This is a genomic window from Paenibacillus sp. FSL P4-0081 (genome assembly GCF_000758565.1).
GTDB lineage: Bacteria > Bacillota > Bacilli > Paenibacillales > Paenibacillaceae > Paenibacillus_AQ > Paenibacillus_AQ phytohabitans.
This window is the reverse complement of record NZ_CP009280.1, coordinates 6,862,715-6,883,756: the sequence shown is the minus strand read 5'-3', so window position 1 is coordinate 6,883,756 and position 21,042 is coordinate 6,862,715. Positions and strand designations below refer to the sequence as shown.

At 52.0% G+C, this 21,042-nt stretch carries 12 protein-coding genes; 6 read left to right on the top strand and 6 right to left on the bottom strand.

What is annotated here, in order from left to right:
- Nucleotides 1–102 precede the first annotated feature (102 nt).
- The 4 genes from P40081_RS29225 to P40081_RS29210 form a co-directional block, all read right to left on the bottom strand.
- On the bottom strand, nt 103–1,221 hold the full coding sequence (locus tag P40081_RS29225; protein ID WP_042139633.1) for an acyltransferase family protein: 1,119 nt from the start codon (nt 1,219–1,221) through the stop codon (nt 103–105).
- Nucleotides 1,222–2,172: 951 nt separating this feature from the next.
- A complete protein-coding gene (locus tag P40081_RS29220; protein ID WP_231575213.1) occupies nt 2,173–5,400 on the bottom strand; it encodes a hybrid sensor histidine kinase/response regulator in 3,228 nt (1,075 codons plus the stop codon).
- 40 nt (nt 5,401–5,440) lie between these two features.
- The gene (locus P40081_RS29215) at nt 5,441–6,322 is read right to left on the bottom strand and encodes a DMT family transporter (RefSeq protein WP_042139632.1); all 882 of its coding nucleotides are present in this window, start codon (nt 6,320–6,322) and stop codon (nt 5,441–5,443) included.
- 25 nt (nt 6,323–6,347) lie between these two features.
- Nucleotides 6,348–7,313, bottom strand: a complete 966-nt coding sequence (locus P40081_RS29210) for a metallophosphoesterase family protein (protein ID WP_042139630.1) — start codon at nt 7,311–7,313, stop codon at nt 6,348–6,350.
- 917 nt (nt 7,314–8,230) lie between these two features.
- Here P40081_RS29210 and P40081_RS29205 point away from each other — a divergent pair.
- Complete coding sequence (locus tag P40081_RS29205; RefSeq protein ID WP_042139629.1) at nt 8,231–9,001, top strand: DeoR/GlpR family DNA-binding transcription regulator; 771 nt, start codon at nt 8,231–8,233, stop codon at nt 8,999–9,001.
- A 242-nt stretch (nt 9,002–9,243) separates the two neighbouring features.
- Here the strand turns inward: P40081_RS29205 and bglX are convergent, their stop codons facing one another.
- Nucleotides 9,244–11,409, bottom strand: a complete 2,166-nt coding sequence (bglX, locus tag P40081_RS29200) for a beta-glucosidase BglX (RefSeq protein WP_042139628.1) — start codon at nt 11,407–11,409, stop codon at nt 9,244–9,246.
- A 46-nt stretch (nt 11,410–11,455) separates the two neighbouring features.
- The gene (locus P40081_RS29195) at nt 11,456–14,806 is read right to left on the bottom strand and encodes a GH36-type glycosyl hydrolase domain-containing protein (protein ID WP_042139627.1); all 3,351 of its coding nucleotides are present in this window, start codon (nt 14,804–14,806) and stop codon (nt 11,456–11,458) included.
- Between the two features lie 441 nt (nt 14,807–15,247).
- Between P40081_RS29195 and P40081_RS29190 the strand changes: the two genes are divergently transcribed.
- The 5 genes from P40081_RS29190 (at nt 15,248) to P40081_RS29170 (ending at nt 20,790) form a co-directional block, all read left to right on the top strand.
- Nucleotides 15,248–16,183: an ABC transporter permease gene (locus P40081_RS29190; protein WP_231575212.1), complete on the top strand. Its 936-nt coding sequence runs from the start codon at nt 15,248–15,250 to the stop codon at nt 16,181–16,183.
- Nucleotides 16,184–16,226: 43 nt separating this feature from the next.
- The gene (locus P40081_RS29185; protein WP_042141583.1) at nt 16,227–17,114 is read left to right on the top strand and encodes a carbohydrate ABC transporter permease; all 888 of its coding nucleotides are present in this window, start codon (nt 16,227–16,229) and stop codon (nt 17,112–17,114) included.
- Between the two features lie 79 nt (nt 17,115–17,193).
- Nucleotides 17,194–18,768, top strand: a complete 1,575-nt coding sequence (locus P40081_RS29180) for a DUF3502 domain-containing protein (protein WP_081970221.1) — start codon at nt 17,194–17,196, stop codon at nt 18,766–18,768.
- A gap of 65 nt (nt 18,769–18,833) precedes the next feature.
- Nucleotides 18,834–19,856 (top strand): LacI family DNA-binding transcriptional regulator, encoded by a 1,023-nt coding sequence (locus P40081_RS29175; RefSeq protein ID WP_042139624.1) that lies wholly within the window; start codon nt 18,834–18,836, stop codon nt 19,854–19,856.
- 55 nt (nt 19,857–19,911) lie between these two features.
- Nucleotides 19,912–20,790 (top strand): sugar phosphate isomerase/epimerase family protein, encoded by an 879-nt coding sequence (locus P40081_RS29170; RefSeq protein ID WP_305954229.1) that lies wholly within the window; start codon nt 19,912–19,914, stop codon nt 20,788–20,790.
- Nucleotides 20,791–21,042: the final 252 nt, after the last annotated feature.

The window sequence follows — 21,042 nt, the reverse complement described above, 5'->3', positions numbered from 1 at the left end:
AGAGCTTTTTGAATAGATATATAACTATAATAATCTAAAGAAGACCTTGGTGAGTGAGAGTACCCAAGGTCTTCTTTTCGTTGTATAGGAAAATCAGTACGTTTATCCACCAGTTAGTGTAATAGCATTTCTGCCATCGTGCTCAGAGGATGATTGTCTACTACCCTTCCCCATCCTCCCGCTAATCAGCAAGCTAAGCACCGGTACCTTCTGAATCAACAGGTTCAAGGCGAGCGATCCGGCTACTGCAATTATAGTGGTCGGCAACCAGCCCAGATAGGTCCCCAGCACATAACGTTCGAGGAAGTTCAGCAGCAGGATGAAGACGCCGTAATGGAAGATCAGGATGACCAGGGATTCTTGGCCGATGTAGGTCAGGAGGGCCGCGAATAATTTAGATTTGGACAGTAATTGGGTGCCTTTGATGGCGAGCAGGCTTCCGGCGATACCGGCGAGGTAGAAGAGGAGCAGGTTGCCGTACACCCGGTTGTTCATATCGACATAGGAGTTGAAGTAGGCGGCAGCCAGGAAGATGAACAGCAGGATTAGCGTATTCAGATTGAAAATACGGATATTGCTCAGTGCCTGATGCTGCTTCAGCTTATAGCCGATGAACACATAGAGCTGGGCGACGAGGGCCACATCGATGTTCCAGGGCAGGAAGATAACCCGTCCCAGGCCGTAGCCGGTCAGGCTTAAGGCAAGCATGATCCCGAGTTGGAGCTGCCAGGAGCGTGTGTGTATGTAGCGCATGGTGATGCAGAAGACGATCTGTGTGACGAACAGGCAGGTCAGGAACCAGATGGGGATGTTCAGCAGCAGTCCATCGGAATAGTTACCGTAGAGGAGGGCGGCCAGCGGCTGGACCCAGCCAACACCCGGACTATGGTCGCTGGCGAGCATCCGCAGGAGTGCCCAGAGGCAGTAAGTCAGCAGCCCGGCGGTGAAGTAGGGGAGGACGAGAGTCAGGAGCTTGGTCCGCAGTAATAGCTTAAGGTTGTCAAAATACCTGGAGGCGCTGAATAAGTAACCGGAGACGATGAAGAACAGCGGGAGGCGGAAATCTCTGAACATATCGTTCAGTACAGCTGGAGTCAGGCCGGCATGTCCAACGACAACCAGCAGGATGGTGATGCCGCGGACCATATCGATAACTTTCAACCGTGTGGTCTTCGGCGCACTGCCATTTCCTGCGGATAATGAAGGCTGTGATGCTTGCATGGGGTGACATCTGCCCCCTTCCATAGGTGTGTTATAGCCTACGATATCGGATATAAGTGGCAGGGACAATGGTACAAAATAGTTATTTCTATATACTACCTTAGCTGGTTGTATATTCTTCATTGATAAATGTCTGTCCTGCCAGAGCCCCCTTACTCTACTATAGTGGGTGCCTCTGGGGGAAGTAATAAGGATTGCTTCCTGCGAATATTTGGACTTTCGGGCGGCTGATGTATTCGCAGGAATTCCTTGGTTCATCGGCTTTATGTGGTAGTGATCTGTTGATTTTTTATAAAATCCTGCCCATAATACAACATTTCCGTCATCATATCCGCCTAAATCCAAAATTGTTGTATAAAAGGCAGGATTTCAACTTTATTCAGCGGTCTAGCCGGATTATTCTTGTATTTCATACAACAATCTTCCCGAATACCCTGCTACCAATCAATCAAAGTTGCAAAACGTACAATATTTATGTCTACTGTACATCCTTGGGAGCTTTCATACTGCCGGTAACGAATCAAGTATGGGGAATCGGCGTATTCCGTCACTCCCACAGCGACTGGCCAGTAAGTTGTACGGTATTGTCGAAGCCGGCGGGAGACTATATTACTTGAGCCCTCCCAGCCAATCTTGTATATAATTAAGTTTACATAGTGTTGGTGAGGTGTTGGTTATAAGAATTCTATTATGGACTAATGCTGAACTATAGGGAGGCTGGAAGAAAACCGACCGGCTGTTCAAAGACAAAAGCATATACCCGGGTGTACAGGCCAAAGCCTATGAGTTCTTCACCACGGAAGGGTTCCGGCATCCGGCAAATGAATCGGAAGTACCCGCAGGTGTATAAGTCTTATCAGCAGCTATGGGACAAGCTGATGTCATAAAAGCATATAAGGGCCGTGGATCAATGCAAATCCACGGCCCTTATATGTATTGGTGAATGGAGTATTAAGAGTGCTGATGCACTCGCTCCGGAATGACAAAAGAAACGGTGGTGCCGGCTCCAAGCTGGCTGTGAATGACCAGTCCCTGGCCATACAGCTGTGTCAGCCGCCGGTTGGTATTCAGCAGTCCGATGCCGCGGGAAGGCAAGCCGAGTCCGCTGTCGTCCAGCAGATGAAGAACCTGCTCGTCAGGCATCCCTTTGCCGTTATCCTCTACTTCAAACGATGTGTACCCCTGCCGGCGGTGAATGCGGATATGCAGCAGGCCGCCGGCCTTCCGGCTCAGCAGGCCGTGTCTGACCGCATTCTCGACCAGCGGCTGGAGGGTGAGCGGCGGGAGGAGCAGCTCGATCCCCGGTTCCACATCCCATTCGATCTGCAGGCGTTCGTCAAACCTGGCCTTCTCAATAAACAGATAGGACTCGACCAGCTCCAGCTCATGGGACAGTCCGACCCGCTGCTGCGAGTTCATATAGTCGAAGCTAATTCGCAGATAGGAGGAGAACGCCTCTCCGAGATCACGCATCTTCGGGAGATCGAATTCACTTAAGGCCAGCAGTGCGTTCAGCGTATTGAACAGGAAGTGCGGCTGAATTTGCGCCTGCAGGTATGCAGCCTCCAGCCGCAGGCTCTGATTAATAGACTGCTTCAGTCCGGTCAGGGAGCGGACCCGGTATTTCAGCTCCAGAGCATCCACAGGCTTCGCGACATAATCATTGGCTCCGGATAAGAACCCTGTATAGATATCCACCGGCTGATTGCGGGCAGTGAGCAGCAGGATCGGCAGCTCCGAGACAGAGAAGCGCTGCCGGGCGATCCGCGTTAGCTCGTAGCCGGACATGTACGGCATCATGACATCGGCGATCAGCAGGTCCCAGGGTTCGGTGCCGAGCAGCTCCAGGGCTTCCTGGGCGCTGGTGACCGTGACCAGCTGATGCTGTTCATCCGAGAGTATGCTGGCGAGCACCTTAAGATTGACCGGATCATCATCCACGGCGAGAATAAGAGTCTTGGCCGTCATGGAGGTCTCCTGCAGCTGCATCTGAGGGTGCGAAGGGATCTCTTGTGATGCAACTGCAGTGATACTGCTGGTATCAGACTGCCGGAATAACAGTCTCCCCTGTTCAAGCAGAAGGTCTTCCATGTCCGGGCTGTCATTCATCCTTGCAGCAGCGGCCTCTTCCGGCGCATGCCGGACCTCAGTAGCAGATGCGAGGGGAAGGGTGAAGGTGAACATGGACCCCTTCCCGGGTTCGGAATCCACGGTAAGGTCTCCGCCGTGAAGCTCTGCCAGCTGCTTGCTGATGCTTAAGCCGAGCCCGATTCCGCCTCCGTCATTGATGCCTTTACTCCCTTGCTCATAAGGGGAGAAGATCCTCGCTTGTGTCTCCTTGTCGATGCCTATACCGGTATCGGACACGCTAATCTTTGCGGTCTTGCCGGTAACCTCGGCAGATATGGTGACTGTTCCGGCCTGCGTGTATTTGATGGCATTGCGCAGCAGGTTATAGAGAATCTGCACAATCCGCTTCTCATCACCCCATACGGGCGGCAGGGAAGCGGGTAATTCGTTACGCAGCTGCAGCTGCTTGCTGTCCGTCATGAATTCAAACATATTCAGAATTCCGGTTACCAGCGGCCCGATGGCCAGCGGTTCACGCTGTAATACAATCCGCTTCTCCTGCAGACGGGTCACATCGAGCAGATCATTCAGCATATGGGACATCCGGCGGCTGATGGTAATGAGCAGCTCCAGATCCTGGTAGCTTTGATGATCCAGGAGGGATTTCTCCTTCGCTGTTACGGTTTGGGCGATGCTGATGATGCCGTGCAGCGGTGTTCTGAGTTCATGTGCGGTATTCGCCAGGAACTGGTCCTTCAGATGATCGCTTTCCTTCAACTGCTGGTTAAGCAGCCGGTTCTCTTCTGCATTGCGGAAATACCGCTTGAACCAGTAAGCGGAGAACCCGATGATGGCTGCGATGACATCTACCGGATAATACAGAATACTTGCTTTGCTGCTCGATTCCAAGGATCCGCCAAGGACACTGGAGCCGATAGCCGCGGCGGCAAACAGCAGAAATACGGAGTCCTGCTCCTGCCGGGCAACCATGCGGCCAATGGAGTATACGACGCCTGCGACCGGAAGCAGGTAGAGTACTGAGAAGAAGGGCCTTGCATACAGGGCGTACTGCGCAGGCAGCACCAGTATATAGACGGTATAGAGGGACAGGACAAGCAGATACCCTTTGAGTAAACGGCCTGGCCGCTCCTGCGCAGAGAAGCTCCGGGTCAGCAGCAGCATGAACAGGGAGATCGCAGGATAAGCCAGCATTTTGAGCTTCAGCGCCCAGGTATAGTTGATTGGCAGCCAGAGCAGCAGCAGGGTATCATTATCGGTCACTATTGAAGCACCTACCGCCAGGAGCAGCAGGAAGAACACCAGGAACGCTTTTTGCCGGCGGTTGAAAAAGAATAGAATTCCCGCATACATCGCATGCAGCAGCATGATCACAAAGGTGACCATCTGGAAGCCGATAGAATACATCCGTTCCGTATCCACCGCTGCCTGGGAGCCGAAACGGATGGAGCGGACAATCCCGCCTTCCAGCGGGTGGTCGTAATTGGCCGCACGGACCAGCAGTGTGATCTCCTGCTGTCCTGCCGCATTATAGGCTGCTGTATAGGAGACCGCCTCAGGTTTATAGTCCTGACGGTTTGCGGCCAGCTGCCCGAAGCTGCCTTCGGTCTGCCCGTTAACCTCAATGCTGGAGGCTGCCTGGATACGCTGAATCCAGAAGCCGTAAGGCTTCTGCAGCGACGGGTCTACCAGTATACGCAGCCTGTAAGTGCCGTAGCCGAAGGAGGAGTGCCCCTCCTCAGGGAAGCCGCTGCTCCAGTCGCCGGGAACCTGCACAACCTGCTGCGCATCCGGGGGTTGCCCCGCGAAGCTCTCATAGGTGAGGAATTGGCCGGGATAGAATTCCCATTCACCATCCAGCCGCACAGACCGGGAATTCTCGAAGTCCCAGCCCCGCATATCCAGGACACCCTGCTTTGCTTCCGGATGCTCAGCCGCCTCATACGCGTTGAACCACAGATAACGTATGCTGATCAGGAGGGTCAGATATAATAGCAGCAACAGAGCATGCTTCAGATTCAATATGCTTTTGGTATTGATCATGGTTTGCTTTCGTAAGTTAGTCTTCATCATACGTTCTTTATTCGACATGTTTCGAGGTTATCCTGCCGGGAAATGGCGGGTGCCTGCTTTACCCCCATACCCCGATAAGCAGAATGCCGCCGAAGATGACTACAGAGCACAGAATCCGCCGCAAGCCCTGCTGCTCTTTCAGCAGGAGGATGCCCAGGAACGTAGCGAATATGGTTCCGATCTCCCGCAACGGGCTGATATGGGCGAGCGGCGCCTGCTGCAGCGCGAAGAGGAACAGCAGATATGAGCCCGGATTCAGCACGCTTCCCAGCAGGATGGTGAACCTGTTGCTCTTCCACTCCTCAAGCAGCTTGCGCGATTTCAGGACTGCCGGAGTCAGACCGGCGACAAAACCGATATTGGTGACCTCAAGCAGCGCCAGCGGAGACATATGCTGGAGGTTCAGCTTATCGACGAATACATAGCAGGTTGTGCAGAGTCCCACGCAGAGCGCCATAAGAATCGGCGTATATCCGGACTTCCGGGAGGCGGCGGATGTGGATGCAGAGAGGGATGTGGTTAAGCTTCTGGAGCCCAGTCCGCTGAGCACTGCGAATCCGCCGAGCATGAAGGCAATACCGGCCCATCCATAGACAGACAGCGATTCACCCAGAAAAAGAACACCGATCAGCGGGATGAGCAGCGTGCTCGTCCCCCGCATCACCGGATATATCTGTGATAAGTCACCCATCTCATAGGTTCTGGATAAAAGCCAGGAATACAAGGCCTGCATTGCTACAGACAGCAGCAGCAGGGCATAAGCTCCGGCTGCAAGCGGATGAGTCCACAGCTCGGTTATTAGGATAGGGAGCAGCAGAATAGTAGAGATCATCATGATCGACCAGAGGAAGATGCTTTTGTCCCGGCTTCTTTTGGTGAACATGCTCCACACCGCGTGACACATCCCGGAAGCCAGAACCAAAAGAATTGGCAGCAGCATTAAATTTCAACCCCTTAAGAAATGATTAGTGTTCATCAGCGGCAGGTGCAGGGGGATGGGAGGGTTGTTCCAGCAGAGCCGAGCCATCCTCAAGCCGGAGCCAAGTCTCGAACTGCTTATCGCCCTCAGTCAGCCGGATGACACGTGCACCCCGCATGAAGCCTTCCCGCCCGTAAGTATTGTAGCCGGTGGCCCGCCCATAGCTGAGCCGGATGCCATGCAGGCTGCCGGTGAAGTCGTTAACATGATCATGTCCGCAAAAAGTACCTGCCACATCGCCCATTTCCACCATAGCTGTGAAGAGTCCCGAATTAAGCACCGGAGCACAGACCTGCTCGAATTTATGGCCGTAGCAGGTCTGCGTGGACCACATCTCGGCATATTCCGGGAGCGGGATATGGAAGAATGCCAGTGCAGGCAGCTTGTCCTCACCTGCTTGGGGATTCAGCCGGGCCGATTGCTCCGTCAGCCAGCGGATCTGGCTCTGCCGGACCCAGTTATAGCCGGGAATCTGCGCAAGCCCGGAGTAGGCGCCGGTGTCCAGCATATAGAGAATGGCGCCCGCCGTAGTGCCGGTGCCCGCGATCTCAAGCGTATAATTGCCAGAACCGGCCAGCTCTGCCGGACCTGCTTCAGCCAGGCAGTGGGGATGCTCCAGTGCAATATCCATCAGCTCACTATAGGAGACACCTTGCTCGGTATCATGATTGCCGAAGACGAAGGCCCAGGGAGTACCGCTCTTCTCTACAGCAGCCACAGCCTCCCGGAATGCCTGCTTGGGCTGCTCGCATGCCGTCTCTCCTTCCGGGACAGGTCCGGTATAGATCAGATCTCCTGTGAAAATAACGAGATCCGGCTGCTCCGCTTCCATCACGCGTTCCATAAGCTCCCTCGTCCGCTGATCCTCCGCTCTTCCATCCATCCAGTGAAGATCGGTGAACTGTACGATGGTAAAGGTTCCGTCCTGGCGGAATGATAATTTGTGCTTCATGTGAAAATCCCCTCTCTGCCTGAATAAAGTTATGAATTTAGTTCATTAGGTGTTAAAGTGCTTTTGTGTTGTTTTGTATTTTATTATGTTGTTTCATGTTGATTTTAGGGCGATAATCCGTTTCTGTCAATCTATAATTGGATGGATTGCACTTTCTGCAATAGAATTCACTCAAACCGGTGTGAAATCTTATTCTGCTGTATTTCATACAACTGATTCCTCTCATTTCGCTCCAAAAGACTCCTTTCATAAAATTCTAGTGTACGGAGTGCATTAGATTCTATTTTTCGGCGGATTTAGGGGCTATCTGCTGCAGAAAGTGCAATAGAACTATAGTTGGAAGTATAACCGGTGCGGAACTTTACTCCTGCTTGAAGCAGAGCGATTTCTCGCTTCGCAGGCTTTAACTGTATTTTGTACAACTAAAGTTACCGGATAGGTGCGCCAGAGCATTTTAACTGCATTCTATACAATTAAATAGACCGCCATTCCCTGAATGATCGCTACACGCCATGTTTAGTTGTACAGAATACATTTATCGCAATAAATTCACGCTTTAGCTAACTTTTAACTGTACGAAATACAACTATTCAATTCATGCCACCTTCGATACGTACGCAAACCGCAGGCATGTGTGTGAACAGAAGATAATGACGCTAAGTGCAGGGAGCATTGGTGGAGTAAAGAAACTTAAGGAATTAAAGTTTCTGATCCGTAAGCGTAAGCAGAATACTCGTCCACTAGAGAAATCTTTTGATAAAAGCAGTTGCATTGACAAGTGGGATTCGGCTCCATATACTGAGGAAATCAACAACAATACACTCAAAACAACATTACATATACATATGGATAACCTAAATCGGATAAGGTAATTAGCATTCGCGAACGCGAATTCACTATAACTGGAGGAATCATACATGTCCCTGACCTATGAAGAACGCAGGCAGACCATCCTCTCCCAGCTGGATCTGGAGGGGAAAGTGCAGGTGCATTTTTTGGCTGAGCGGTTCGCTGTAACCACAGAGACGATCCGGCGCGATCTCGACCGTCTGGAGAAGGAAGGGCGTCTGCGCAAGGTGTATGGGGGAGCCGTGCGGATTCGTTCCGGGAATAATGAACCCACCTTCATGAAGCGCTCCCAGATGAATCTGACGGACAAGCAGGCCATTGGCAGGCTCGCGGCTTCGCTTATTCAGGATGGCGAGACAGTAATCCTTGATAACGGGACGACCACGCTTGAGATTATGCGCCAGCTTACAGACCGCGCCCACGTGACGGTCATTACCAACTCGGTTCCGGTTCTGAACTGTGCGCTGGAACAGTTTCGGGGAAAGATTATTTTTGCCGGGGGTGAGGTGAATGCCGCTTATCAGGCGGCTGTAGGCATCACTGCTCATGAGCTGCTGGGCCAGTTCAAGGTGAATAAGGCTTTTATCTCTGCCGGAGGTCTGTCACTCTCAGAAGGAATTACCGATTATCATCTTGAAGAAGCACTCATCTCCCGCAAAATGATGGAACGGGCCGAAGAATCGATTCTGGTCGCCGACCATTCGAAATTCGGAGTCACTACCTTTGCGCAGATTGCCCCGCTGGAACATATCTCCATGGTTCTGACCGACAGCGGCTGCACCCGGGAGTGGAAGGATACTTTTGCCCGGCTGGATATAGAGCTGCTGACAGGTTCATAACATACAGGAGCATAACTTACAGAAGCCGCATAGAAAATTCAAAAAAGCGCCAATCCTCTTACACCCTAAGGTGAGGAAGATTGGCGCTTTCTGGTGTGCCGCCAGCTATAGGCGGCTTTCTGGTGTACAGCTAGCTGGTTATGGATAGCGATCTGAAGCTGTGCTCACCCGCCTGAAGTTATATGCAGCTAACTGAAGCTGTACTCACCTGCCTGAGGCTAAGTGCAGCCATTAGCAACATCTCAGCCGATCCAGATCCGCTGCGTAGCGTGATCGCCGGAGTTCCGGCCGATCATTATATCGAAGTCTCCAGGCTCGAACACAAGCTCATCGTCCTGGCCGTAGAACATCAGCATCTCGCGGGTGATCTCGAAGGTGATAACCTGCTTCTCATGCGCGGCGAGGGTAACCTGCTTGAAGCCCTTCAGTTCCTTCACGGGACGGACCACACTTGCGGTAACATCGCGGATATAGAGCTGGACGGTCTCCTTGCCGGTAACCTCCGAAGTGTTCTCTACCTCAATGGAGGCGAGCACCCGGCCATCAGCCGCAGCTTCAACGTTGAAGCTGCTGTAAACAAAGCTGGAGTAGCTCAGACCATAGCCGAAGCAGAACAGCGGATCATTCGGGATATCCAGATACCGGGTTACATAACGCACATTCGGATACTGGGGATCATACGGGCGTCCCGTCTGATAAGCATTATAGTACACAGGAATCTGTCCTACAGAGTAAGGGAAGCTCATGGAGAGGCGTCCGGACGGATTATAATCGCCGAACAGCACATCCGCAATGGAATTCCCCGACTCGCTGCCCAGGAACCAGGCTTGTACCAGCGCGTCGCTTGCATCAAGCACTGGCGCAAGCTCCAGCGGACGGCCGCTGAATACGATAGTGACGACAGGCTTGCCGGTATCCTTCAGACGCCGGATCAGCTTCTCCTGGTTTGCGGACAGCCGGAGGCTGGCTTTGCTGCCGCCTTCCCCGGTGTCATGCTGATTCTCGCCGACAGCGGCTAGAATGACATCGCAATCCTTCAGCTGTTCGAAGGCTTCCTCAGCGTGGTCTTCCACATCGAAGACACCCTCCAGCATGCTTCCCAGCTCGCCGGTCATCGCTGTAACAATATCTGCTGCCGGGATTTTGCCGGTGATGCCGGTGTAGAGGGAGACTGCCGGATCTTTCTCGGCGCCTGCCCAGCCGCCCAGTACATGAATAGAGGTGGCGAATGGACCGGCCAGACCGAGCTTCATCCCCCGCTTCAGTGGCAGCACTTCATTCTCGTTCTTCAGCAGCACCACCGAGCTTGCACCGAGTTCCCGTGCAGCTTGCAGGTGCTCAGCGCTGGGCTTATCCGCTTCGTCTGCCACCGGATCGGCATCTTTGAACGGGTTGTCGAACAACCCGAGGGCATCCTTCAGCTCCAGTACCCGGGTGACCGCTTCGTCGATCAGGCTGATATCGAGCAGCCCTTCTTCGACCAGTGCGGCCCCGTGGTTCAGATAGTGCGTGGACATCATCTCGATATCCAGGCCTGCGGCAAGGCTTTTGTGGGCGGCTTCGCGGCCATCCTGCGCAGCGCCATGGGGCACCAGCTCATTCACAGAGTTGAAGTCGGCGATAGTCACGCCGTCAAAGCCCCATTCCTCCCGCAGAATTCCGCGCAGCAGCTTGCTGTTGCCGCTGGCCGGAATCCGGTCAATGGTATTGAACGCGGCCATGACCATTGCGACACCGGCATCTACTGCAGCTTTATAAGCCGGCAGATAGAATTCGCGCAGTACACCGGTGGACATATCCACCGTGTTGTATTCACGGCCGCCTTCGGGCGCGCCGTAGCCGGCGAAATGCTTCACGCAGGCTGCGATCCGCCCCGGCTCCTTCAGGTCTGTACCCTGATAGCCCCGGACCATGCTCTCGGTCACGCGGGCGTTCAGGTAAGGGTCCTCACCGGAGGTCTCCATCACCCGGCCCCAGCGCGGATCGCGCACGAGGTCAGTCATAGGGGAGAAGGTGACGTGAATACCGGCAGCGGCGCTCTCTCTGGCTGCGATTTCAGCGAAGCGTTCGATGGCTTCAAGGTCGAAGCTGCTGCCCATCGCCAGCGGAATCGGCAGGATGGTCCGGTAGCCGTGAATGACATCCGCCATGAAGAGCAGCGGAATCTTCTGGCGGCTGGATTCCAGATGCCGGGTCTGCAGCTCAATGACATTCCGTGCGCCAATGCCGTTCAGAACACTTCCGATGTTCTCCATCACCTGCGGCTTGATGTTCAATTCTTTGAATGGACCCGTTAAATCCACGGTATCATCCAGACCCCAATAGTAAGGACCGAGCTGGGTTAGCTGGGCCATCTTTTCGTCTAGTGTCATATCGTTCACGAGATCTTGGATAAACGGTTTAGTCATGGCTAACTCCTTCGTTAAGCGTACTGAAAGTTATCGTCTGTATATATTATTGTGCCAAATAGATATGCAGTTCATCACCAGGCAGTGTAAGCAGGTTGTTCTTGGCGATGCTTACGGCACCCGGGCGGTACGGATTGGACAGGACCTGGCCGGTAACCGCAACTCCCGCTGCATGCAGCTCCGGAGTACGAGCCGGGCCTGAGCCGATGTGATAAACAAAGGTTAACGGACGGCCGAAGCACTCATAAGTGAAGCGCAGTCCGTCAAGACTGGCCGGCAGTACCGGATCAATGATCAGCTCTTCTTCGCTGAAGCGGATACCCAGGATTGCTGAGATGAGCTGGTTGAGATAGATTCCGGGACCGCTGGAATACAGGCGCCAGCCGCCTTTGACCTCTACGCTGCCGTCGCGCAGCTGATCGAAGTTCTGCTGATAGCTGTAACGGTCAGGGAAATTCCCGTCCGAGCTGCTGAAGTACATATTGCTCTGGCGCAGCTGGGCATTAGGGACGCTCTGCCGGATGTTGATCGGGTTGATCTGGAACAGGCCTTCCCAGGCGCGGTCTGCTTCGCCAAGCTTGGCGGAAGCTTCGAGGTAGCGGATATGAGCATGTACATACTGCAGGCTGATCTCGCGGCCGACACTGGCGGCTTGCTCGGCACGGCGGAAGATCGTACTTACGCCGCCTTCATAGCGGGCGGGACGATCCATCAGACGTACGCCATCCGGGTGATTCAGATACTCGTCAATCAGGCGGAAATTGGCAACCGCTTGTTCAGGGGTGACCAGTTCAGCGATGATACTGCGTGTCATCGGCAGTAACCGGTACTTAATGCCCGTCTGCTGATCCAGCGGATGAAGCATATAATCAATGCTTCCGTCTTCCTGGAAGTAGGCGAAGCCGGCGATTACGCCATCCTTGATCAGCAGCGTCCGGAAGGATTCCTTCATCTCTTCGGCCATTACAGCAAGGCTGGCGGAGAATTCGGCATCGGCTGTAGTGACCTGCGACAGGTTGCGGATGACCTGGAAGGCCAAAGCGACAGTCCAGGCACTCACGAGCTTGGTCTTCAAGGCTTCATCAGCAGGCTGCAGCGTATCATCCCAGTCGCCGCCGGCATAATTGATCAGGGAAGTGCCCGGTACGAAGCGTTCGCGGATCGTCTCTACAGCAGCTTTGACATGCTCAAGCACCGTTTCGGTCTGCTGGCTTGGCAGGGCATCTGCCAGATGGTGGTAAGCTACCTGTTCCTGAAGGATCGTGTAGTCTCCTGTAGCCATAATATAATCGCTGATGCATTTCAGCGGCCAGAGTACGACATCGCCATGCCATTCATGGGCTTGTACCGGATGCTGGTCGAACATGAACCATTGCGGCCATTCCTTGCTCTCCCACAGCTGATGGGAGTAGATCTTCAGCAGTACATTTCTGGCCAGCTCATAATGCTGGGTCATCAGGAAATACTCCATCGGCCCCTGGCATACATCGCGTGTGCCCCATGCGGCTCCGCCCGGCTGTTCAAGGCCATGCGGCATAATGAAATGGGTCATCGCATTATGGGTGTACCACCATACAGTTTCGTTCAGAATATCAATCCGTGACTGCTCTTCTCCTTCAAGCTGGAGGTGGAAGCCCGAAGTAAATGCTTCATAGAAGCCTTTAAACAGCGCTTCCTCGGTTTCCGGAGTGTAAGGAGAGACCAGGGGAAGACTGTCGGCCTGTGTGAGCCGGCCTTGGATTACAAGCTGGAAGCTTGCTGACTGCGTGACGGAAATCGTCAGCAGCGTTCCGTTGCGCGGCTGTCTGTCCGTATAGAATATCCGGTCATCGCTGTACGTATAGGCAGTTCCCGGAAGCTGGATATCGAAATGCAGACCGGGATAAGGAAGCTGCTGCACGGACGCTTCGTCAGGAAGAACCTGCAGAATACCGTCCTTGGCTTCAACTCTTACCGGATGCTGGAATTCATGCTCACCCATAACAAGCTGGTTCGTGATCAGATAATCATAGGATTTGCCGAGCTTCGACTGAACCTGCAGGGCAACATCCGGCTGGCCTGCTGCGGCAAAGACGGTAACCGTGAGCAGATCATCCTCAACCTGGTAATGCCATCTGGCAAAGTTAACGCCCATTTCGTAAGCTGCCGGGAGCGTAAGAATCCGGTAGACCCCATCCAGGCGGATATAGATCCGCTGTCCGCTGTTCCGCTGAATATTCAGCAGGCCGCGTGGTGTGGAGAGCAGTTTATGGAAAGAGGTATTGCCGACAACCGTCTGGCCGTTGAAGATTCCGTACATATAGTTAGTGGAAGAAATTAGGTTGTTATCGACTTGGCTTTTATCGAGCAGCGTAGTGATGATATGGCCGTGCGGACGTTCAACCAGCAGTTCTTTGGGCTGCAGTACAACATGGACATGCTCATCCGTGAAGAAGGAGAGCAGTTCCCCGTTCTCAATTTCTTCAAGCTTCCGGTTAGGGTAAGCCGCATCAATCTCAGCTTGTGACCACTGGGCGGAGACATAAGGTGCGCCAATATCAGTACTTAGCACAGGCACATCTCTGGCCGGCGCAGCCTCACCCGCGCTCCAGTCGATTTCATCGTAAGCTGCCTGCAGCTCGGCCTGGAACTCTAGCTCTGTTACAGCAGCCGGATGAGTAGGGCGGAAGAGCCCGTAGAAGGCGAATTCGGCGGGAGCGGACAGCGTCATAAGCTCTGTCTGCAGCGCGGTATAGGCCAGCTCGTATTGATAATTGCGGTTCTGCAGATTGCGGCTGAGCACCTCAGGCACGTAACTGCCTTTGTAGGACACGCCGAAGAACTGCATACCGTCAGTAGAATAGCCTACTGCGCGGGTACCCACTGCACCCTGCTGCAGATAAGGGAAGGCAGTCCCCTGCGGCTGGTTCTGGCGGGAGCATACGGCATAGCCGTTCGTGCCTTCCCAGATGCTGTGATCCAGGTATTGGCTCATGTACAGCTCATTGGCCAGCACGCCGCCTTTGCCTGCGACACCGATATCCTGTCCGTAGATCACATCCACGGTCTCACCGCTGCCGGAGAGTTGAATATGCCAGAACCAGATTCCGTCCCGGGCGGGCGCGAAGGTGACACGGTAGCTGATTGCTTCTATAGAACCTTCAAAAATCAGGTGGTCTTGACTATGGGATAGCTTGGAGCCCGAGCGGATTCCGAGTAAAGGATAGCTGCTGATTCCTTGCTCCGTATGCACGCGCAGATAGATATTATTAGCTGAACCATCTACAGGATTGCCTTGGAACTGATTAATGAGAGTAGACTCATGGGTGAACTCGAAGATGTCTCCTGTTGGCAGGAACGTATAACTAAGGTCATCCCGGGTTAAGGTAATCATGTTTGATTGTTGTTTGAAAATCATAATAACCCTCTCTTTCCAGTACGTGATTGGGACATGAATTAGTTAGGGGGAATTCATCATCAGATGTCACAAGAATAAGGTGACATGTCCGTGTAAAGAATAAATAGAAACGTTTCCATAAGTGATACATCTCGATATTAGTCTGAAGACGAAAAAAAGTCAATTATCTGCGAAAAAACGACCGAATTATCGTTTTTGTAACGCTGAATGTAATTTTTTTACTTGTAATTCGAAAATAAAAAATGTTTGACAGCGTATACAACTTGGGAGTATGCTCTGAGCAAGGGGAAACACAAAGAAATAATGGAAACGTTTCTATACTGTCCAATACGGTTAATTATTAAAGGTATGCACGCAGTTGTCATTCCGGCTGCAGGACAAGAAGTGAAACAAAGATATGCATGTTGTAAGAATGCATCGTTCAATTTGGAGGTGGGCTCATTGGCAAGATTTGTACATGCGGGCGGAAATATCGTCCGGGAACTATTTAAGAACAAAGTGCTGTATCTCATGCTGCTGCCTGTCATTGTGTATTTCGCGGTCTTTCATTATGCGGTAATGCCCGGCGCTTATGTTGCATTCGTGGATTACAAGCTCAACAAAGGTATCTTTGGCAGTGATTTCATCGGTCTGAAGAACTTTGAATTCCTGGTGCAGACCGGAGAGCTCTGGAATATCACCAAGAATACGCTGCTCTACAATCTGGTATTCCTTGCTTTAGGTAATATTATTCAGATTGTGTTTGCCATCATGTTGTCGGAGATAACCGGGAAATGGTTCAAGAAGATCTCCCAGTCCGTTATTCTCCTGCCAAACTTCATCTCGATGGTTATCGTTGGTGTGTTTGCTTACAATCTCTTCAACTTCAACTCCGGATTCATCAATACGATGATCTCGGGAGCCGGGCTGGACCGTCATGAGTTCTATTCCGATCCTGGCATCTGGAAATACATTATTGTGGCCTTCAAGATCTGGGCCGGTACCGGCTACGGTATGATTGTCTATCTGGCTGCGATCACAGGGATCAACCATGATCTGTACGAGGCTGCCTACATGGATGGTGCTACTACCTGGCAGCGGATCCGCTACATGACCCTGCCGATTCTGAAGCCGACCTTTATACTGCTCCTGCTGTTCGGTATGGGCGGAATTCTCAAGGGCTCCTTCGACCTGTTCTACAATCTCATTGGCACAAACTCCGTGCTGTATCCGCAGACGGATATCATAGATACGTATGTCTTCCGCTCCCTGGTGGGACAATTTAACTTCTCGATGGGTGCTGCAGTAGGATTCTACCAATCCTTATTCGGCCTGGTCCTGGTGCTTGTGGTTAACTTTATTGTACGCAAGGTTGAACCGGACAGCGCGTTGTTCTAAGACAAGACACGAAACAGGGGTGATGAAAATGGCAAGTACATCTATTAAAATCAAACAGGATTCCGGCAGTGTTTTCATAAAAGTGATCAGTTACATCTGCATCACGATCTTTGCACTGTTCTGTGTGTTTCCTTTTGCGCTGATGATCTCTTCCTCCTTCATGAATGAGCAGGAGATTGTCCGCGAGGGATATAAGCTGATTCCGAATGAAGTTTCCTTCAAGGCCTACGAATTGTTGCTCAGTAACTCCTCCAAACTGGTGGATGCTTATCAGGTTACGATTTTTATCACAGTCGTAGGTACGGTGCTCGGGCTGTTCATGATGTCCATGGCCGGATTTGTCCTGAACCGCAAGGATTTCAAATACCGTAACTTCTTCTCCTTCCTGATCTATTTCACAACCTTGTTCAGCGGAGGATTGATTCCGACTTATATTCTGATGGTCAAGCATCTGCATATGAAAGACAACCTGTTCGCCATGATTCTGCCGGCTGTGGTAGGGGCGTGGTCGATCTTCCTGATGCGTAACTTCATGAAGGCGATCCCGGATTCCCTGTATGAATCAGCCACGATTGACGGCGCAGGCGATTTCCGCATCTACTGGCGGATCTTCATGCCGCTGGCGGTTCCTTCACTGGCGACTATCGGGCTGTTCTCGGCGCTGGGCTTCTGGAATGAGTGGTACAACGGGATGCTGTACATGGACTCTCCGACCAAGTTCCCGCTCCAGTACTTCCTGCAGCGCATGATCAACCAGGCGAATATGGGCAGTCTCATCAACTCGGGAGCGGTCATTAATACAGCCGATCTGCCAACCCAATCCATTAAAATGGCTACAGCCGTGCTGGCCACAGGCCCGATCATTCTCCTGTATCCATTCATTCAGCGTTACTTCGTAACCGGTCTTACCGTCGGTGCTGTTAAGGGTTAATAGACGCCTGCTTCAATCGAAGGGTGTTTGTTATAGATGCAAAATCCATAATATAGAAAAGAAAAGGGAGGCTTACCGAATGAAAGGTAAAAAGATTGCTTCTTCTCTAGCTGCTGTCCTCATGCTTACTGGAGTGCTATCCGCTTGTTCGTCAAGCAATAATGCAAATGGAAATAATTCAGGTTCGTCCAACACTCCATCCAGTTCCACTAATGCCGGAGGAGTAGACACCTCTAAGGAAGCAAAGCTGGTGTACTACCTGTGGGGCAGTGAAGGAGTTACCAATAAAGAAATTCTGGCTGAGATCAATAAGAAGCTTAAGGCTGATCTGAATACTACACTTGAAATCAAGTACATTGACTGGCCGGACGTAGCTACCAAGTATCCGCTGCTGTTCGCTTCCGGCGAATCGTTCGATCTGTCGCATGCTTCTCCGGGTGCCGCTGTGTCTTACTACACCCTGGCTACTGAAGGGGCGCTGACTGACATTACCGACATGCTGGACAAGGTGGCGCCTAAGCTGAAGGCGGAGATTCCTGAAGCCTCCTGGCAGAACACCAAGGTCAATGGCAAAATCTACGGCGTACCGAGTCTGTTCAGTGAATACACGCCTGCCGGTTATGCATACCGTACGGATCTGCTGAAGAAATACGGCATGACCGAAATTAAGACAATCGATGACATGGTTAAATACATGGATAATGTGGTTGCCAACGAATCCTTCCCGCCAATCAACGGTAAGGCTGAGGATGCACAGAACATGTACAGAATGCTCGTAGATACTACAGACATGTGGCTGAACGCACCTGGTATCTCGCTGAATGAATTGAATCTGGTCACCAAGAGCCCGGAGGATTACAAGACCGTATTCCATCCAGCCTTCACCCAGGAATTCGAGGATTGGGCTGTGAAAATGCGTGAGTGGGGCGACAAGGGCTATTGGGGCAAAGACGTTCTGTCCGCTTCCCTCGGCAGCAAGGACAACTTCAGAGCAGCGAACTCTGCGGGTTATCTGACTCATGCCCAGGACTGGATCGGGCAGTACGGCGGAGATATCAAGGCACTGCCTGACTCTCCTACAAGCTTCTATACTTTTGCTGAAGCGAACAAGAAAATCAAGCGTAAAATGGGTGTAGACAACTCGACAGTAATCAGCGCGAATTCCTCTAATCCAGAGCGCTCTCTGATGGTAATTGAGAAATTCATGACCGATGAAAGCTACTACAACCTGATGCAATACGGTATCGAAGGCAAGCACTACGTCATTGAAGATGGCGTGAAGAAGCAGCCGGAAGGCTTCAATGAAAAAACAGATGGCGGAGGCTTCTCGGCCTGGTCCCTCAGAAACGACAAGTTCGTGATTCCGAGTGATACTGAGAACCCGATCCGTAAAGACCTGTTTGCTGAATGGGATAAAGAAGCAATCGATGATCCGTATAACGGCTTCAGCTTCGATCCTTCGAATGTAACAACTGAAATTGCTTCGATCTCGAACGTCAATGCACAGCTCGGTATTCAGCTGATGCTGGGTAAAACAAGCAAAGATCCAAAGGCAGCTGTAGCAGAATACCGCGATCAGCTGACAAAAGCAGGAGTTGACAAGGTCATTGCCGAAGTAGAGAAACAATTGGCAGAATTTACACCTGTTAACTAAAGAATGAAATAGGTTACAGGGGAGCTATAGTCTATAGCTCCCTTACCTATAAATGGGGGAGTAGTGTGGACGTTAATATTAAGGATATCGCGCGGATATCCGGAGTCGGCATCTCGACTGTATCCAGGGTTATCAACAATAAGGGACTGGTGAGTGATGCGACCCGCGAGAAGGTTCTGAGTGTCGTGAAGGAATACAATTATATTCCGAATTCCAACGCACGGAATTTAAAAACCACGCAGTCCAAGAACATTGCACTCATGGTCAAGGGGATTACCAATCCGTTCTTCGCCATCATGATCAAGGAAATTGAACGGCAGGTCAATCTGCGCGGCTATCCGTTTCTCATCCATCAGGTAGAGGATGGGACTGATGAGATCAATGCGGCGATTCAACTGGTGAAGGAGAAGAACTTAAGCGGGATTATTTTCATGGGCGGTACGTATAATCATTCCGAAGAGAAGTTCAAGCAGCTGACGGTTCCGTTTGTACTGACGACGATCACTACATCCCAGGAAGTGGACCCTGCCATATTCTCCAGCGTAACCATCAATGAATCGAAAGAGGCCTACAAGGCGACCAGTTATTTAATCTCACTTGGACACAAGAACATTGGCTTCCTGGCCAAATCACCTTTATTGGATGAAACTACGGGCAGCCGGCGGCTTATGGGATATAAGCTGGCATTAGAAGAAAATAATCTGCCTTACAATGCCGGGCTTGTAGAGGATTGTGAATACAGTCCGAGCTCGGGCTTCAACGCTGCACGCAGACTGCTGAACCGGGACAGAGCGGTGACCGCAATATTTGCTGCTTCCGATACCATTGCCATCGGTGCGGCCAAGGCTGTGCTTACCGCCGGCTTGTCCATCCCTGATGATATTTCGATTATCGGCTTTGACGGCATTGAGATGGCAGAATATTATCATCCTGCGCTGGATACGATCAGCCAGCCGGGTACGGAAATGGCTCTATCCAGTGTAGGGGTATTATTTGATCTTATTTCGAATCGCACCAACCATCAGCATATTGTCTATGATGCAGTCTTGCTCAAACGGGGCTCCTGCAAAATGATCAAGAGCCGATAACAGCAGGGCGCTGACTATAAACGTATTGGAGTTGATATCCAGGATGCAAGAATCTTTGAGAATAGGCACTTTGGTCCGGGGCGGTGAAGCCGTCCAGGTCATTCCGCAGATTGTGAAGCATGGCTTCGAATCCTTCCAATTGAATTTCTGGCAGACGATTGGCGATACCGATCTGGTGGAGACAGCGGCCCGGATTCGGGAGCTGGCGGCTGAGCATCACTTCGTGATCTCTGCTGTCGGGATCTATGGTAATCCGCTTGGCGGCAACCCCGAGAGTGGAGATACCCTTGCCGGCTGGGAGCAGTTGATTGAACATGCCCACTTGTTCGGCACGGATATTGTCGGCGGCTTCACCGGGCGGCTGCCCGGCTCTTCAATTGACGAGTCCCTGCCGAGATTCGCCGAAGTATTCGGAGGATTATCGAAGCGGGCCGCGGACAAGGGTCTGCGGATTGCTTTTGAGAACTGTGCGATGGGCGGGGACTGGCAGAAGGGCGACTGGAATATCGCGCATAACCCTACAGCTTGGGAGAAGATGTTCAATAGCGTTCCGGCAGATAATCTCGGGCTGGAATGGGAGCCTGCCCACCAGTTGACTGCGCTGATTGATCCGGTCCCGCAGCTGCGCAAATGGGTGGATAAGATTTTCCATGTGCACGGTAAGGATGTCACTATCGCCTGGGACATTATCAAGGAATACGGGATTCATGGTCCGAAGCCTTATGTATGGGACCGCACGCCCGGCTTCGGCGATACCAACTGGACCGATATTATCACCATTCTCCGCCAGGGCGGCTATAAGGGCACAATCGACATCGAAGGCTGGCATGATCCGGTTTACCGCGATGAGCTGGAGATGACCGGCCAGGTACATGCCCTGAATTATTTGAAGCATTGCCGCGGAGGCAGCTTTGTGCCGAATCCGGTGATTTGACTTTGACGACAACAAGACCTCTTTATCCACGCATGTGGAGGATGGGGTCTTTGTTGTATTTGGAACTACTCCCCCTGTAGGGGAGTGACAGCGGGCTGGCCGGGAGCAGGACACGCCGGCGCGGGAGTGAGGCGGGAATGACGCGGAAAGGAGGGGAGTATAGGTCACCGCCAGAAATCCTGCAAAAAGTACAACAATACCGGACTCAAAACTGCCGATACGCAGAAATCTTGCAGAAAATACAACAATAAA

Coding starts and splice junctions, on each gene's coding strand:
- P40081_RS29225 (WP_042139633.1), bottom strand. CDS start 1,221: ATGCAAGCATCACAGCCTTCATTATCCGCAGGAAATGGCAGTGCGCCG.
- P40081_RS29220 (WP_231575213.1), bottom strand. CDS start 5,400: ATGTCGAATAAAGAACGTATGATGAAGACTAACTTACGAAAGCAAACC.
- P40081_RS29215 (WP_042139632.1), bottom strand. CDS start 6,322: ATGCTGCTGCCAATTCTTTTGGTTCTGGCTTCCGGGATGTGTCACGCG.
- P40081_RS29210 (WP_042139630.1), bottom strand. CDS start 7,313: ATGAAGCACAAATTATCATTCCGCCAGGACGGAACCTTTACCATCGTA.
- P40081_RS29205 (WP_042139629.1), top strand. CDS start 8,231: ATGTCCCTGACCTATGAAGAACGCAGGCAGACCATCCTCTCCCAGCTG.
- bglX (WP_042139628.1), bottom strand. CDS start 11,409: ATGACTAAACCGTTTATCCAAGATCTCGTGAACGATATGACACTAGAC.
- P40081_RS29195 (WP_042139627.1), bottom strand. CDS start 14,806: ATGATTTTCAAACAACAATCAAACATGATTACCTTAACCCGGGATGAC.
- P40081_RS29180 (WP_081970221.1), top strand. CDS start 17,194: ATGAAAGGTAAAAAGATTGCTTCTTCTCTAGCTGCTGTCCTCATGCTT.